General features: G+C 71.7%; 11 protein-coding genes. 3 read left to right on the forward strand and 8 right to left on the reverse strand.

All coding sequences use genetic code 11. The features are described 5' to 3' along the window. The first annotated feature begins 204 nt into the window (after positions 1–204). Entirely contained in the window at positions 205–5,043 is a 4,839-nt protein-coding gene (locus tag CHB94_RS01760; protein WP_089334830.1) for an NAD-glutamate dehydrogenase, read from the forward strand. Positions 5,044–5,072: 29 nt separating this feature from the next. Here CHB94_RS01760 and CHB94_RS01765 read toward each other — a convergent pair whose 3' ends face one another. Continuing rightward, on the reverse strand, positions 5,073–5,342 hold the full coding sequence (locus CHB94_RS01765; RefSeq protein ID WP_089334831.1) for a DUF1876 domain-containing protein: 270 nt from the start codon (positions 5,340–5,342) through the stop codon (positions 5,073–5,075). Between the two features lie 102 nt (positions 5,343–5,444). Here CHB94_RS01765 and CHB94_RS27010 point away from each other — a divergent pair, with 102 nt between their 5' ends. Then, a complete protein-coding gene (locus tag CHB94_RS27010; RefSeq protein WP_497006390.1) occupies positions 5,445–5,738 on the forward strand; it encodes a four-helix bundle copper-binding protein in 294 nt (97 codons plus the stop codon). Here CHB94_RS27010 and CHB94_RS01775 read toward each other — a convergent pair. The 5 genes from CHB94_RS01775 to CHB94_RS01795 all read right to left on the reverse strand — a co-directional run bounded on the left by CHB94_RS01775 (position 5,671) and on the right by CHB94_RS01795 (position 10,819). Beyond that, positions 5,671–6,576, reverse strand: a complete 906-nt coding sequence (locus CHB94_RS01775) for a F510_1955 family glycosylhydrolase (RefSeq protein ID WP_254920333.1) — start codon at positions 6,574–6,576, stop codon at positions 5,671–5,673. The two genes, CHB94_RS27010 and CHB94_RS01775, sit on opposite strands and share 68 nt — an antisense overlap. Before the next feature lie 88 nt (positions 6,577–6,664). Continuing rightward, a complete protein-coding gene (locus CHB94_RS01780) occupies positions 6,665–7,297 on the reverse strand; it encodes a DUF305 domain-containing protein (protein ID WP_089334832.1) in 633 nt (210 codons plus the stop codon). A gap of 96 nt (positions 7,298–7,393) precedes the next feature. After that, positions 7,394–7,876, reverse strand: a complete 483-nt coding sequence (locus CHB94_RS01785) for a hypothetical protein (RefSeq protein WP_141137396.1) — start codon at positions 7,874–7,876, stop codon at positions 7,394–7,396. An 88-nt stretch (positions 7,877–7,964) separates the two neighbouring features. Further along, a complete protein-coding gene (locus CHB94_RS01790) occupies positions 7,965–9,167 on the reverse strand; it encodes an MFS transporter (RefSeq protein WP_089334834.1) in 1,203 nt (400 codons plus the stop codon). A gap of 92 nt (positions 9,168–9,259) precedes the next feature. Continuing rightward, positions 9,260–10,819, reverse strand: coding sequence for an MFS transporter (locus tag CHB94_RS01795; protein ID WP_089334835.1), 1,560 nt, complete (start codon positions 10,817–10,819; stop codon positions 9,260–9,262). 276 nt (positions 10,820–11,095) lie between these two features. Between CHB94_RS01795 and CHB94_RS01800 the strand changes: the two genes are divergently transcribed. After that, the gene (locus CHB94_RS01800) at positions 11,096–11,821 is read left to right on the forward strand and encodes a DUF3159 domain-containing protein (protein WP_089334836.1); all 726 of its coding nucleotides are present in this window, start codon (positions 11,096–11,098) and stop codon (positions 11,819–11,821) included. A gap of 6 nt (positions 11,822–11,827) precedes the next feature. On the opposite strand, the gene CHB94_RS01805 is transcribed toward CHB94_RS01800, so the two are convergent. Continuing rightward, positions 11,828–13,186 carry a DJ-1/PfpI family protein gene (locus CHB94_RS01805; protein WP_089334837.1) on the reverse strand — a complete coding sequence of 453 codons (1,359 nt, stop codon included), beginning with the start codon at positions 13,184–13,186 and terminating at the stop codon, positions 11,828–11,830. Positions 13,187–13,448: 262 nt separating this feature from the next. Further along, complete coding sequence (locus CHB94_RS01810) at positions 13,449–14,846, reverse strand: multicopper oxidase family protein (protein ID WP_141137397.1); 1,398 nt, start codon at positions 14,844–14,846, stop codon at positions 13,449–13,451. Positions 14,847–14,996: the final 150 nt, after the last annotated feature.

Here is a 14,996-nt window from a genome sequence, read left to right on the forward strand (position 1 = left end):
GAGGTAGACGCGGGTCGCGACGGCGACCTCGAGTGGCAGGGGCGCGCGTTCCGAGGTCACAGCCCGCGGTATCGCCGGGAACGGAACCCGACCCGGCGACGGCACGGCCAGTGCGCGGCACGGGCGATCCGGCCTGCGGCTCCATCCTCCTTGGCGCGTGCCTCCGAAGAGAGCACGCTGGGGCGTGGCCACGAGGGGGTCGCCATGCCCACCATCCCGTCCAGGGACCGGACCGAGATCATCGACGACATCCGGAGGTACGCCCAGGAGCGGCAGACCCCGGAGCAGCAGCGGCTGTTCCAGACGTTCGTCGGGCAGTACTACCGGCACGTCGCTCGCGACGACCTGGCGGCTCGGTCGGTGCACGACCTGTACGGCGCCGCGATGTCGCACCTGACCCTCGCCCTCGACCGAGCGCCAGGTGCACCCGCAGTGCGGGTGTACTCCCCGGATTTCGAGGAGCACGGCTTCGGTTCGGCGCACACCGTCGTCGACATCGTGACCGACGACATGCCGTTCGTCGTCGACTCGGCGACGACGGAGGTCATCCGGCACGGCCTCGGACTGCATCTCACCGTGCACCCTGTCGTCTCGGTACGTCGCGACACAGGGGGGCGGCTCGTCGGCATCCTCTCCCCGCACGATCCGACGTCGGGAACGGTGTCCGAGTCGTTCGTCCACCTGGAGGTCGACCGGCAGACCGACGCCGCGGTGGTGGACGGCCTGGGCCGGGACGTCCTCCGCGTCCTGGGCGACGTGCGTGCCGCGGTCGAGGACTGGTCAGGGATGCGCGAGCAAGCCCTCGCGGTTGCCGACCTCGTGGCGATCGAGGCAACGGCCCTCGACGAGGACGATCGGAAGGAGGCGGCCGCCCTGCTGCGGTGGCTCGCAGACGACCACTTCACGTTCCTCGGTTACCGCGAGTACGAGCTGGGCAGAGAGGGCGGCGAGGACGCGCTGTGCGCCGTCCCGGGGACGGGGCTGGGCCTGCTGCGCGACAGCCGGAGCCGCCCGATCTCGCACAGCTTCGCGAAACTGCCGCCCGAGGTTCGGCAGAAGGCGCGCGAGCCCGGGCTGCTCAACCTCACCAAGGCGAACTCGCGGTCGACCGTCCACAAGCCCAACTACCTGGACTACATCGGCGTCAAGTCGCTGAGCCCCGAGGGTGCCGCGCTCGGGGAACGGCGCTTCCTCGGCCTCATGACGAGCGCGGCCTACCGGCAATCGCCCAGGGACATCCCGGTCCTCCGCCGCAAGGTGCAGGCCGTGCTGGACCGGGCCGGCTACCCACCGGACAGCTTCGACGGGCGGATGCTGCTGAACATCCTCGAGGACTACCCCCGCGAAGAGCTGTTCCAGATCGACCCGGGGGAGCTGTACGAGGCGGCGACGGCCATCCTCGACATCCAGGACCGTCAGCGCCTCCGCCTCCTCGTGCGTCGTGACATGTTCGGCCGCTTCATGTCCTGCCTGGTGTACCTGCCGCGCGACCGGCTCACCACGGCTCTGCGCACCCGCATCGAAGGCATCCTGCAGGCGGCCTTCGAGGGCGTGAGCACGCAGTACGCCACGCAGGTGAGCGAATCGGTCCTGGCCCGGCTGCACATCACCGTCCACACCGAACCCGGCGCGGTCCCGGAGTACGACGTCGCCGGGATCGAGGCCCGGCTCGTCGCGGCGATGCGCTCGTGGAGCGACGACCTGTACGACGCGCTGGTCGACCAGCTCGGCGAGGAACGCGGGGTCGCCCTCCACGACCGCTACGCCGAGGCGTTCCCGGCGGCCTACCGGCACGACACCCCTGCTGCCGCGGCCGTCGTCGACATCGGGCGGATGGAGGGACTCGGCGGTGGCGACGACCTCGCGATGCACCTGTACCGACCGCTGGAGGCCGCGCCGGGCACGCTGCGGTTCAAGCTGTTCCGTCACGGTCAGTCCGTCACCCTCTCCGACGTCCTTCCCCTCCTGGAGAACATGGGCGTCCACGTCGTCGACGAGCGCCCGTACGAGGTGCGACCTGCCGGTGCCGATCCGGTCTGGATCTACGATTTCGGGCTACGCCATGAGCAGATGCCCGACCTCGACACCGACGGGATGCGGGAGCGCTTCCAAGAGGCCTTCGCCATGGTCTGGTGCGGCGACCTGGAGAACGACGGGCTCAACCGACTGGTTCTCCGCGCCGGGCTACGGGGACGAGAGGTGGCCGTCGTCCGGGCCTACGCGAAGTACCTCCGGCAGGTCGGCGCCACCTTCGCCCTGGACTACACCGTGACGACCCTGACCAACCATCCCGGGCTCGCCCGCCGGCTGTTCGAGCTCTTCCGGGTCCGGCTGGATCCGGATCACACCGGGGACCGGGATCTCACCGCCAAGCACATCGTCCACGACTTCGAGAGCGGGCTCGACGCCGTCACCAGCCTCAACGAGGACCGGGTCCTGCGCGCCCTGCTCCGGATCGTGGAGGCGACTCTGCGGACCAACTACTTCCAGGCCGGACCCCACGGTGAGCCCGAGCCGTGGATCTCGATCAAACTCGCCCCGGCGCAGATCCCCGACCTGCCCCTCCCACGGCCGATGTTCGAGATCTTCGTGTACTCGCCCCGCGTCGAGGGCGTCCACCTGCGCGGTGGGCCGGTCGCCCGCGGCGGCCTGCGCTGGTCCGACCGGCCGGAGGACTTCCGCACCGAGGTGCTCGGGCTGATGAAGGCGCAGACGGTGAAGAACGCCGTGATCGTGCCGGTCGGCGCCAAGGGCGGCTTCGTCGTCAAGAACCCGCCCAAGGACCGGGACCGGCTGCAGGCCGAGGTCGTCGCCTGCTACTCGGCATTCATCCGTGGACTGCTCTCCGTGACCGACAACCTCGTGGCGGGCGAGGTCGTCCCGCCCGAGCGCGTGGTGCGCCACGACGAGGACGACGCGTATCTCGTCGTGGCCGCCGACAAGGGCACCGCGACCTTCTCCGACATCGCCAACGCCATTTCTCGGGAGTACGGGTTCTGGCTGGGGGACGCGTTCGCGTCAGGGGGGTCGGCCGGCTACGACCACAAGGCGATGGGCATCACGGCGCGAGGAGCCTGGATCTCGGTCCAGCGCCACTTCCGCGGCCTCGGCGTCGACGTGCAGAACGACGACGTCACGGTGGCCGGGATCGGGGACATGTCGGGAGACGTCTTCGGCAACGGCATGCTGCTCTCCCGGCACATCCGCTTGGTGGCTGCCTTCGACCATCGGCATGTCTTCCTGGACCCCGATCCGGATCCGGCGGCGAGCTTCGCCGAGCGCACCCGGCTGTTCGACCTCCCCGGTTCCAGCTGGGCGGACTACGACGCATCGCGGATCTCGGCCGGAGGCGGTGTCTTCCCGCGGACGGCGAAGACCGTTGCGCTCACCCCGGAGGTCCGGGGCCGGCTGGACGTCACGGCGGAGTTCCTCACCCCGGACGAGCTGATCCGCGCCATCCTGAGAGCCCCCGTCGACCTGCTGTGGAACGGCGGCGTCGGCACCTACGTCAAGGCCTCGGCGGAGACCCACGCCGAGGTGGGGGACAAGCGCAACGACCAGGTGCGTGTCGACGCCGGCCAACTACGGTGCCGTGTCGTCGGTGAGGGCGGCAACCTCGGCGTCACGCAGCGGGGCCGGGTCGAGTTCGCGCTCGGGGGCGGGCGCATCAACACCGACGCGATCGACAACTCCGCCGGAGTGGACTGCTCCGATCACGAGGTCAACATCAAGATCCTTCTCGACCGCGTGGCCGCCGACGGAGACCTCACGGGCAAGCAACGAGATGCCCTGCTCGCAGAGATGACCGACGAGGTGGGGGAGCTGGTGCTCGGCGACAACGCCGCCCAGACCCGGGCGCTGTACAACGCCGAAGCGCAGGCGCGCGCCATGCTCGACGTGCACGTGCGATACCTGAGCGCCCTCGAGCGGTCCGGGCGCCTCAACCGGGCGCTCGAGTTCCTGCCGACGGACGACGAACTGGCCGAGCGCGCGGCGGCCGGGGGCGGTCTGGTCATGCCCGAGTTCGCCGTCCTGCTGGCCTACTCGAAGATCTGGATATCCGACGAGCTGCTCGCCTCCGACCTCCCCGACGACGCGTTCCTGTCCGCCGAACTGGCCGACTACTTCCCGACGGCCATCCGGGACCGGTACGCCGACCGCCTGGCGGATCACCCGCTCCGCCGCGAGATCATCGCGACCTGCGTGACGAACGCGATGGTCAACCGCGCCGGCACCACGTTCGCGTTCCGCCTGGCCGAGGAGATCGGCCTCCCCGTCCCGCACATCGCCCGCGCACACCTCGCGAGCTGGGAAATCTTCGGGCTGGCGCAGCTGCACGCCGAGATCGAGTCGCTGGCCGATGTCTCGACGGACACCCAGATCCGGCTCCGGCTCGAGGGGCGGACGTTGGCCGAACGCGCGAGCCGCTGGCTGCTCCGGAACCGACGTCAGCCACTGGACATCCGAGCGACCGTCCAGCACTTCGGGCCGTCCGTCCCGCTGCTGGCCGACGAGATACCGCGCCTGCTCGCCGGCTCGCAGGAAGCGGACGAGGCAATCGAGGCCGCGGTCGCCGGCTTCACCGCGGACGGCGTCCCCGAAGCGCTCGCCCGACGGGTGGCCGGGCTGCCGGCGCTCTTCTCCGCGTTGGACGTCATCGACGTGGCCTCCGCGACCGGCCGGGAGTGGGAGCAGGTGGCCGCTGTCTACGTCGCTCTCGGCCCACAGCTGCACCTCGACTGGCTGCGCGAGCGCATCCTGCGGCTTCCCCGTGACGACCGATGGCAGGCCCTGGCCCGTGCGGCGCTCCGCGACGACCTCTACGCCGTCCGGGCCTCGCTGACCGCCGACGTCTTGCAGGTGGGTGACCCCGCGCAGCACAGTGCCGAGCTGATCCAGCAGTGGTTCACGCGCAGTGAACCGGCCGTCGGCCGATGTCTCGCCGTCCTCCAGGACGTCGCCGCCGACGACCGGGCGGACCTGGCAACGCTCTCCGTGGCCCTGCGCGAGGTCCGTAGTCTGGTGTCGAGTCGGTCCGGGTGACAGAGAGCTGAGTCCCGATGACCCTGACGTCACAGGACGGGGTGGGCCGGCACCCCGCTGCTCTGCTCGATGTCCCGTGCGGCGATGTCGAGCAGGAGATGGCTCAGCTCCGACAGGGCCCGGGCGGCCGCCAGTTCGTCGCCGATCCGGGGCACGTCACGGTCCGCGGGGTTGAGCCTGGCGAGCCCTGTGCCGGCCAGGGCGTCGGCACCACCTGTGCGCAAGCGGGCGACCGCGCGCGTGCGCCCTTCGTGCTCGTCGATGTCGACGTGAACGGTCCATGTCTTCACGGCGTCCATGGCGATCCCATCGGTCCGGGCCAGGCCCCGGAACCTCGATCTCGACGACGGGCACGGCTGTTCGTTCGGCGCGGTCGGTCGCCGTCTCCTGGTCCGTCAGCCATGTGCTGCTCCGGCGCCGAGTGCTGCTGGTCCGAGGACACGGTGGCCGAGCTGACCACGTGCATCCGCACCGACCTCGACTGCGCCGGCGTGTGCGGCACCGGACGGATGCTGTCCCGGCACACCGGCTACGACGCCGACCTGACGCGAGCGGTACTGGGGGCCCGCGCGGCGGCGTGCACGGCCTGCGGGGACCAGTGCGAGTCCCACGCCGGCAGGCAGGCGGTCAGCGTTCCAGCACGACGGCGAACGTCTTCCCCGCGTCGGTGGACTGCAGCAGACCGTTGTCGGTGACGACGGCGATCCGCTGCGACCCGCCGTCGCCGGGGGCTGCGGCCACGGCGTGTGGGGCTGCACCCAGCCGCGCCGCCTGCTGCCAGGTCCCGGCCCCGTCGGTGCTGGTCCAGACCGTGCCCTCCGGGTCGACGCCGACCGCGGTGGTGCCGTCGCCGGACCAGGTGACCACCTGCAACAGCGGCGCGGTCTCGACGAGGGACCACGAGGAGCCGGCGTCTGCCGACCGCAGGAGTCCCTGCTGCGTGGTGGCCAGCAGGTTGCTGTCGTCCGGCGCGGCGGCGAGGGTGTGCGGTTCGTCGGGGATCTGCAGCTGCTCCCACGTCCGGCCGTCGGCGCTGCGGAGCAGCGTCCCGTCGTAGCCGAGGATGCCTGCGTCGCTGACGGTGAGGGCGTGGAAGTCCGACTGTCCCTGTCGGGACACCGGCTCCCATGTCGCGCCCCCGTCGGTGGTCTCGATGAGGCCCACGGGTTGCGGCAGGTCGACCCGCAGCCCCGGATGCCCGGAGGCCAGGTAGTGGTCGGCGCCGGCCACGGTGAAGCCCATGAGGTCGATGACCGGGCCGACCGCGGTCAGTTCACCGCCCTCGCCGACCTCGAAGAGCCCCTCATGGGTCGCCAGGCGCAGGGTCCCGTCCCCGGGGTCGATCGCGACCCCGTGGACGTGTGCGGACGGCAGCGTGCCGGGTTCGGCCGTCCGCGGGTCCTCGGCGGCGGTTCCGGACTGCGAGGAGGAGCACCCGGACAGGAGTGCCACCAGGACGGTCGCCGCCCAACCGGTGCGCGCGACCGCTCGGCGACCGACGGTGAGGGGCAGGTGAGCGTGGGGCTCGAGCAAGGAGATCTCCGAGTTTCGGTGCGGGGGGGGCGATGTGAGTGGGGATGCGGCGGGGCGGGCGAGCCGGCCCGCCCCGCCGTGTCCTCGCTCAGCCGCCGAGCTCGGCGAGCAGCCGCTCCATGTCGGCGATCTCCACCGCCTGGCTGTCCCGGATGGATTCGGCCATCGCGATCGCGTCGGCGTTCTGGCCCTGGGCCACCTCGGTCTCGGCCATCTGGATCGCGCCGCGGTGGTGCTCGGCCATCATCCGGAGGAACAACCGGTCGAACTCCGGGCCGGAGGCGGCCATGAGGGCCTGCATGTCCTGCTCGGCCATCTCGCCCATGTCGCCGTGGTCCGTGCTGCCGTGGCCGGTGTCGCCCTCGACTCCCCACTGGTCCAGCCAGCCGGTGAGGGTGTCGATCTCCGGTGCCTGGGCGGCCTCGATCCGCGTGGCCAGGTCGAGGACGCGCGGGTCGGCGGCCCGGCCGTCGGCCAGCTGCGCCATCTCGATCGCGGACTCATGGTGGGGCAGCATGCCCTGGGCGAACCTGACGTCGGCGTCGTTGAACGCGCCGTCGTCGCTGTCGGAAGGGTCGGACGAGGACCCACCGCTGCTGGTCATGGAGGCGTGACCGGCGGCGTCGGAGGTGTCGTCGGCGCAGCCGCCGAGGACGAGGGCGCCGGCCACGAGCGAGCCGGCGAGGCGTGCGGCGGTGAGGCGTGCGGTGGTGCGGATCATGGGACAGGTCTCTTCTCTGCGCAGTGGTGGGATCGAAGGCATGCCAGGACTGCCCCGTGTGCAGCAGATGCTGGGCGGGGTGGTCGTGGGTTCGGCCTAGATCCGCAGCAGGCAGAGGGCAGAGAGGTCGGGGGGCCGCAGCCGGTCGGCCACGGCGGCAGCGGAGGCGCGGACGTGCACCCGCAACACCGAGGTCAGCTGAACCAGCCGGGGGAGGCGCAGTGCCAGCAGGACCGCCAGGCCGGCGGCGAGCACCGCCAGACAGACCACCCAGAGGTGTGCGTCCTCCCCGTGCGGCGCGCTGCCATGTCCGGCCGCGCTGCCATGTCCGGCCAGGAGAAGCAGCGCGGCGGGGATGCCGGCGTCCTGCCCCATGGCAGGGCCGGCAGCCGGGGTCGCTTCGACGTGCTCCGCTGCCATCAGGGCCCCGGCAGTCGCGGCCGGGTGAGCGCCGACGGTGACGATCGCCGTCGGGACGGCGGCAGGGGCCGCGCCGGCGGTGGCATCGGTGCACTGCAGGCCGTGCACCGCGAGGACGGCGGCCAGCAACACCAGTGCCGTCCACAGTCGTGCCGCCATGGGCCACCCCCATTCGATCTGAAGGGTACGAGAGTCGGCCGACGGGCCCGTTGGGCCGGTCAGCAGGCACCTGACTCCGGTGGGCCGTCTACGCTCTTTCGTCGCCGACGCGGCGCCGCTGCTGGAACGTCAGCCCGCGGAGGGCGATGGCCGCGGCCGGGATCAGAAGAAGGAAGGTCAGCGTCATCGCGGGCGAGAGGCCGATGACTTCCTGCAGCGCACCGACCCCGATGTAGAGCAGGCCCGCAATGCCGCTGCCCAACCCCATGACGACACCGGCCGCGGCGGTGGGACTCCGTGGCGCGGCCGTCTGCGCCGCCACGATCAACAGGGGTTGGCTCACGTACAGCAGCGCACCCGCGAGTGCCGCCACAGCGGGGAGCGCGGGCCCCGCCGGCAGGCTGAGGACGACGACCAGGGCCCCGGCGGCGGCCAGTAGCGACAGGACGGTGACCCGGGAGGTGCCCACCCGCGGAGCCACGGCGCCGCCGAGGACGGCGCCGAGCGCGGCACCGAGGGAGAAGGCGCCGAGAGTCCAGCCGAGCAGTGGCGCGTCGGCGGCCAGGCCGTGGAACTGCACGAGCCACAGCGGTACGCCGCTGGTGAAGGCGATGAACGCCAGACCGATCAGGGTCGATGCCGCCGTGAGCCACCCGAGAGCCCCGGTGAACATGCTCCGCTCCAGGGAGCGGAGCGGTCGGCTGTCGGTATGCGGCTCGAACTCCGGCAGCAGCAGAGCGACGCCCGCGGCGAGGAGCAGGCCGGGCAGCATGAGCCAGGCCAGCGCCCCGGGCCCGAACGAGGAGACCAGGTACAGGATGAGAACGGGACCGGCGGCGAAGCCTGCCATGCCGCCGGCCGTGAACAGTCCCACCGCCAGGCCGGGGTTCCGCGCGGCAGGGCCTCCCACGATGCTGGTGGCCACCGGGTGGAGCGCTGCCGAGCCCAACCCACCCACGACGAGCAGGCCCAGCAGGATCGGAACGGAGTCGACGACACCGACCAGGCTCAGCGCGATCGCGCCCAGTCCCACTCCGATGGCGGCGACCCTGCGCAGACCGAACCGGTCGGCGACGGCGCCGAGGACGGGCTGCGTGACCGAGGAACTGACGGTGAGGGCCGCTACGAGCACCGCCAGTGTGGTCGTGCCGGCGGCGAGCCGCGCCTGCAGCGTGGGCAGGAGCGCGCCCAGTACTGCGCTGAGCGCATCGTTCATGGCGTGGACGAGGGCGAGGAAGGCGGCCATCCGCGTCCCGGTGAGGACGCCCGGCTCCCGGACGATGTGGGGCACGGCCGTTCCTCCCTTCTGTTCCTCCGACGGCACCGGGGTCCCGGTGCCGAAGCGGGGTTCCGGTCGACTCGCCGTCCGGAACCCGGCCCGGTTCAGTGGTGGTGATGCGTTTCGGGCGTCCGAGGCTGACGACGGTCGATGAGCAGCCAGCTCAGGACGGCGACGACCAGGCCGGAGGTGCTGATGAGGCCGCCGATCCAGTTCACCGAGGCGAGCCCCAGACCTCCGTCGATGGCGGCACCGCCGAGGTAGATGCCCAGCGCGCTGCCGAGGGTGAAGGCGGAGATGTTCGCCGCCGACGCCACGTCCGGCGCGTGCCCGGCCGCGTTCATCACCCGCAGCTGGAGCGGAGCCACGACGGAGAATGCGGCGACACCGAACACGAACGTGCCGACCACCGCCGTCACGGTGTGCTCGATCAGCCACGTCATCGCGAACAGGACCGCGCCCAGGGTCGCAATCGTGCCCAGGACCGACGGCATGAGCCGCTTGTCGGCCAGCCGCCCGCCGAGGTTGTTGCCGACGAACAGACCTGCTCCGAAGAGCAGCAGCAGCGGGGTGATCCAGCTGCTGGAGAGGCCGGTCACCTCGGTGTACTGCGGTGCGATGTACACGTAGCTGGTGAACACGCCGCCGTAGCCCAACAAGGTGGTCAGCAGGGCGGCCCAGACCGCGGGACGACGGAGCGCGACCAGCTGCTCCCGCATGCTCGGGCCCTGTCCGCCCCCGCCCAGGTGCGCCAGCGCGTGGGCGTCCAGTCCTTCGGTCCCGGCGGCCTCACCGTGGGCAGCAGCCGGTTCAGCGGCGGCGCCGTGGTCGTGACCGTGACCGTGGCCTCCGTGTCCGGCGGGAGGACGGATGTCCGCATCCGCGTGCTCGACGCCGTGGCCGTGCTCATCGGCGTGCCCGGCAGCGGGGTCCGAAGCGGGGTGCTGCTGGGAGCTGCTCCGGCGAGCAGGCAGGAAGGCCAGCAGGCCGATCAACGCCACGCCGCCGAAGACCACGAGCGTCCAGAAGGTGTACCGCCACCCTAGAGCCTGGCCGACGGCGGCGCCGATCGGAGCGCCCAGCACGGTCGATGCGGTGAGGCCGGTGAAGACGGTGGCCACGGCCCGACCCTTGCGAGCCGGGTCGACCAGTTCGGCGGCGTAGACGGCCGCGATGCCCAGGAAGGCCCCGTGGGCCATGGCAGAGACCACCCGGCCAGTCATGATCACGCCGTAGGACGGCCCGAGTGCCGACAGCAGGTTGCCGGCGAGGAAGACCCCGGTGGTGGTCAGCAGCATGCTGCGCCGGGGGAAGCGCGTTCCGAGCGCGGCGAACAGGGGTGCGCCGACGGCCACCCCCACGGCGTAGGCGCTCTCGAAGTGGCCGACCGCGCCGATGGACACGTCCAGCGACGCGGCGATCTCCCGGACGACGCCGGCGACGATGAACTCGTCGGCGCCCATCGCGAAGGCGCCGATCACCATCGCCCAGACGGCCAGCGGCATCCGCAGTCTGCGTCCAGGCGTAGCCACGGGTGTGTGCGCCTGTCCGCCGTTGACCACGGTCGCGGACCGATGGACCGCAGCCTCCGGCCCGTGCGTGTGGACCGGCTCGGGCTCGGAACTCTCAGCGGCGTTCCGGACCGCCGTCTCGTGAGCACTCATGACGCTTCTCCTTCCTGATTGGTACCCCGGTGGGGTACCGCGAACGGCGGTGTGGCGCCGTTCATTCCGTGGCCCGCCTGCCGTCGTCGTCGGAGTGCGGTGCCGACTGCGTAGACGACGCTGCGCACCGGAGCTGTCCGGGCGCTGTCGGGACGCTGACCGGACCGAACGCGCCGGCCGACATCACGAGGCGGCGCCGACAGCGCCGCGACAGCACCGTCGGCGACCGTGAGGCCGTCCGGACACCGAAGTCGGGCTGGTCGGAGGGGAAGCGCGATGAACGTTCTACGAGCAACGACGGGCACCGGGCAGGTCTCAGGACCGTGGCCGACGGCCGCCGAGGAACCGGCACCGGGTGACGCGCCTCGAGCCCGGGTGTGGGATCTGGTCGGCGGTCTGCGCGGCGCCGTGGACGGCGGCCTGCCGCCGCTGGTGTTCGTGGCCGCAAATGCGCTCGTCGGCGCCTACGCCGCCCGCTCGACGGCTCTGGCCGCGGCCATCGCGACCGCAGTCTCCACCGGCCTGGGCATCGTCGTCCTGCGGCTGGCCCGCAAGGAGACGCCCAAGCAGGCCCTGGCCGGTCTGGCCGGACTTGCGATCGCGATCCTCTTCGCCGTCGGATCCGGCGAGGCGCGTGGCTTCTTCCTGCCGGGCATCTACGTCGACGCCGCCTACGCCGTCGTCCTGGCCGCATCCGCGGCGCTGGGCCGGCCGCTGATCGGAACCCTCTACGGACTGCTCTTCGGCCGGCGCGAGTGGCGAACCGACGCGCGCCTGCGCCGTCTGTTCGTACTGGCCACCCTGGGGTGGTCGGTGGTCTACGCGGTCCGCGCGAGTGCGCAGGCGTTCCTCTACCGGGAGGACCTGCCGGGCCTTCTCGCGTTCGGCAAGCTCCTGCTCGGCTGGCCCCTGACGGCCCTTGCCGTCGCGCTCACCCTGGCCGGTGTCCGGAGGGCCACCCGGCACGCCGATCGGGACGGACGGGTGGCCTTCACCGGCTGATCGGGTTCAGCGGCCGGCTCGGGTGAGCCGCTTCGGCCGCGCCGCCACGAGCGGCGCGGCCAGGCCGATCGTTCCGCGCATCGCGCGAGGCAGCGGCTTGATGTGGTCGTAGTCGATGCCGCCGAACGGCGGTTGCGGGTCGTAGTCGATCGCCCGCTGCACCCGCCGGGCGGTGGTCTCGTCGGTCAGCCGGGCAGCCAGGTGCAGCGCCATGTCGATGCCCGCGGACACGCCGGCCGACATGATCACCCTGCCGTCATCCACCCAGCGCCGGCGCTGGTAGCTCGCCCCGAGGTTCTCCAGGATTCCCGAGTAGAACCAGTTGGTGGTGGCCTGACGGCCCTCGAGCAGGCCGACGGCACCCAGGAGGAGCGACCCCGTGCACACCGACGTGACCAGGTCGGCCGAGGCGGCGGCGCTGCGCACGTAGTCGCGGACCAGCGGGTCGCTCATCGCGCGGACCGTGGGGACGCTGCCGCCCGGCACGACGACGATCGCCGGGTGGGGGACCTCGTCGAAGGTCCGGTCGGGGGTCACCGATACGCCGACGTCGGTGGGCACCGGCTCGCGACGAGCCCACACGACCACGGTGCGGTAGCCCGGCGACAGCTTCTCCAGGGCGGTGAGCACCTGCAGGGGGCCGACGAGGTCGAGCACGGTCAGCCCCGGGTACAGCACGAAGGCGATCAGCCGTTCGTCGGTCGCATCGGCGCCCGTCGTGGCCCGATGCTGCGTCGTGCGCACGATGCCGGCCAGCTCGTCGTCGGCCGGCGTCAGGCGGCCGAACGGGGGCTCGGGGTCGTACTCGATGAACAGTTGCGCCATCCGGGCACTGGCGAGGCTGGTCAGCCGGGCCCGCAGGGCCAGCGTCATGTCGATGCCGGCCGTACCGCCGGCGGCGGTGAGGATGGTGCCGTCCTCGACCCACCGCTCCGGTGCCCAGGTGGCCCCCAGGTTCTCCAGGTGTTCCCGGTAGGCCCACTGGATCGCCGCGGGTCGTCCCTCGAGCAGCCCCGCGGCACCGAGGAGGAGCGCGCCGTTGCCCGTGGCGCCGACGAACTCGGCCGACGCCGCCGCGGAACGGACGTAGCCCAGCAGCGCCTGGTCCTGCATGGCCGTCAGGGTGGCCGGGCCGCCGCCGGGCACGAAGACGGCGAACGGATCCGGGACCTCGGCGAAGGTGGCGGCGGGAACCAGCCCCAGTGGCGTGTCGGTGGCCAGCTCCTCGGCCCGTTCGCCGACGACGACGGTCCGATACGGCGTGCGGATCATGTTGCGCAGGACGGTGAGCGGCCCCACCAGGTCCAACGCCGTCACTCCCGGGTACACCGGAAAGGCCAGGAGCTTGGCTTCCTTGCCGGACATCGCCGTCTCCCTCCAGGTTGCCGTGGTCAGTTCCGGGCGACGCGCGGGTCGAGTCCGCACGGTCGGGTTCCTGCGGGGTGAACAGGCGCAAGGATCCCCATCGCGTGCGCCAGGAGTGCCCGAGTTCCGCTGCCGCCTCCAGGACCACGTAGCGCACGCCCGTGCCGGCGCAGGTGCCAGGCGGCGGCCAGGCCGGCCTGGCCGCCGCCGACCACGACGACGTCGAACTGTTCGGCTGCCGCCGGGTCCTGTGCCGGGCCGGTCATGACGTCGCCCCGCCGGCCACGGTGAAGCTGAACATCATCCCGCTGTGCAGGTGCTCGGCGATGTGGCAGTGGGCCATCCACCGGCCGGGGTTGGTGACGTCGAACAGGATGTCGACGGTCTGGCCGCGGCGGATCAGGACGGTGTCCTTCCACACCAGGTTGGGCTCGGGCCGGCCGTCGCGGGCCAGGACGAGGAAGCGACCGGCCCCGTGGATGTGGAACGGGTGGTGCATCGGGTGGTCGGAGTCCATCTCGTTGACCAGCCGGATCTTCACCCGCTGACCGGTGGTGAACCGCCAGTCGACCGGCGGAGCGTTCCCGCCCTCGGTCCGGTCGAGCAATTTCCAGCGCATCGTGGCCGCGGTTGTCTGTCGGTTGAAGTCGACCATGTCGTCTTCCCACTCGATGCCGTCGTACGTGCCGCCGTGGGGAGCGGTGTGCTCGCCGTGGCCCGCGTGTTCCGGCTCCCCGTGCGCAGTGCCGTGCGGTGAGCGGTGCACGAGGCGCCCGAGGGTGCGTCCCATCGCGTGTCCCACCATGTCCGCCATGTCGGCGATGCCGTGGCCCCGCGCCCTGCTGGCGCCGGCGGACGTGGACATCAGCTTCATACCGCACTTGGGGCAGCGTCCTGGTCGGTCGCTGACCACCTCGGGGTGCATCGGACACGCGTAGCTGACGGCCTCCGATGCCTGCAGCTCGCCCGGGTCGTCCATCTCCGCGACCACGGCGAGGACCTTGTCCGGGGGTGCGGCGAGCCACGCGTCCAGTTGCTGCCGCTCCGTCTCCAGCTCCGGGGCGGTGCGCAGCTCGTCGAACGCGGCGTGCAGGGACGGCTCCGCGACGTCTTCGGTGACGGAGATCGAGGCCAGCCGGTAGGTCCGGTCGGGGGTGCGGTGCTCCAGAAAGAGGTCGCCGGAGTGGTCGAAGAGCACGTCGACCACGGCCCGTTCGGAGGGCGCGAGCACCACCCCAGGCACGAACTCCTCGCGCTCCATCCGTCCGCTGTCGCCGCCCACGAGCTTCATCCGCGCACCGGGCAGCCGGACATCGAAGACGCGACTGTTGGCGGTGTTGGTCAGCCACAGCCGCACCACCTCGCCGGTCCGGGCGGTCAGCGCCAGGTCGGTCTCGCCGCCGACCAGCAGCACGTTGCCGTACCGGCCCATGGCCGCATGAGTGGTCTCGGTCCGGCTGAACGGCGCGATCGCGCCGTCCTCGATCAGCACGTCGTCCAGGGTCAGGACGATCTCGCGGTGGGTCGGCGGCCAGTAGGCCGGATCGGCAGGGGTGACGAGGATGTTCCCGTACAGGCCCATCTCCTGCGTGTAGTCCTCCCGGATGTGCGGGTGGTACCAGTGAGGTTTTCTCACCAGGTTCAGCGGGCTGAATTGCATCGCCGCTGGTCGGAGCGCGGGTTCCAGATGTAGGCGCGGGCTCTCGGGGTCAAGATCGTCTCGCCAAAGCCGATCTCCTCTTCCCCGGGAGCCCGCTATGTCTCATCGTGCCAGCCTGGACGTGTCCGCACCGGTCCTGAAGGCGGTGAC

It is taken from the genome of Blastococcus mobilis, from assembly GCF_900188025.1.
Lineage (GTDB): Bacteria > Actinomycetota > Actinomycetes > Mycobacteriales > Geodermatophilaceae > Blastococcus_B > Blastococcus_B mobilis.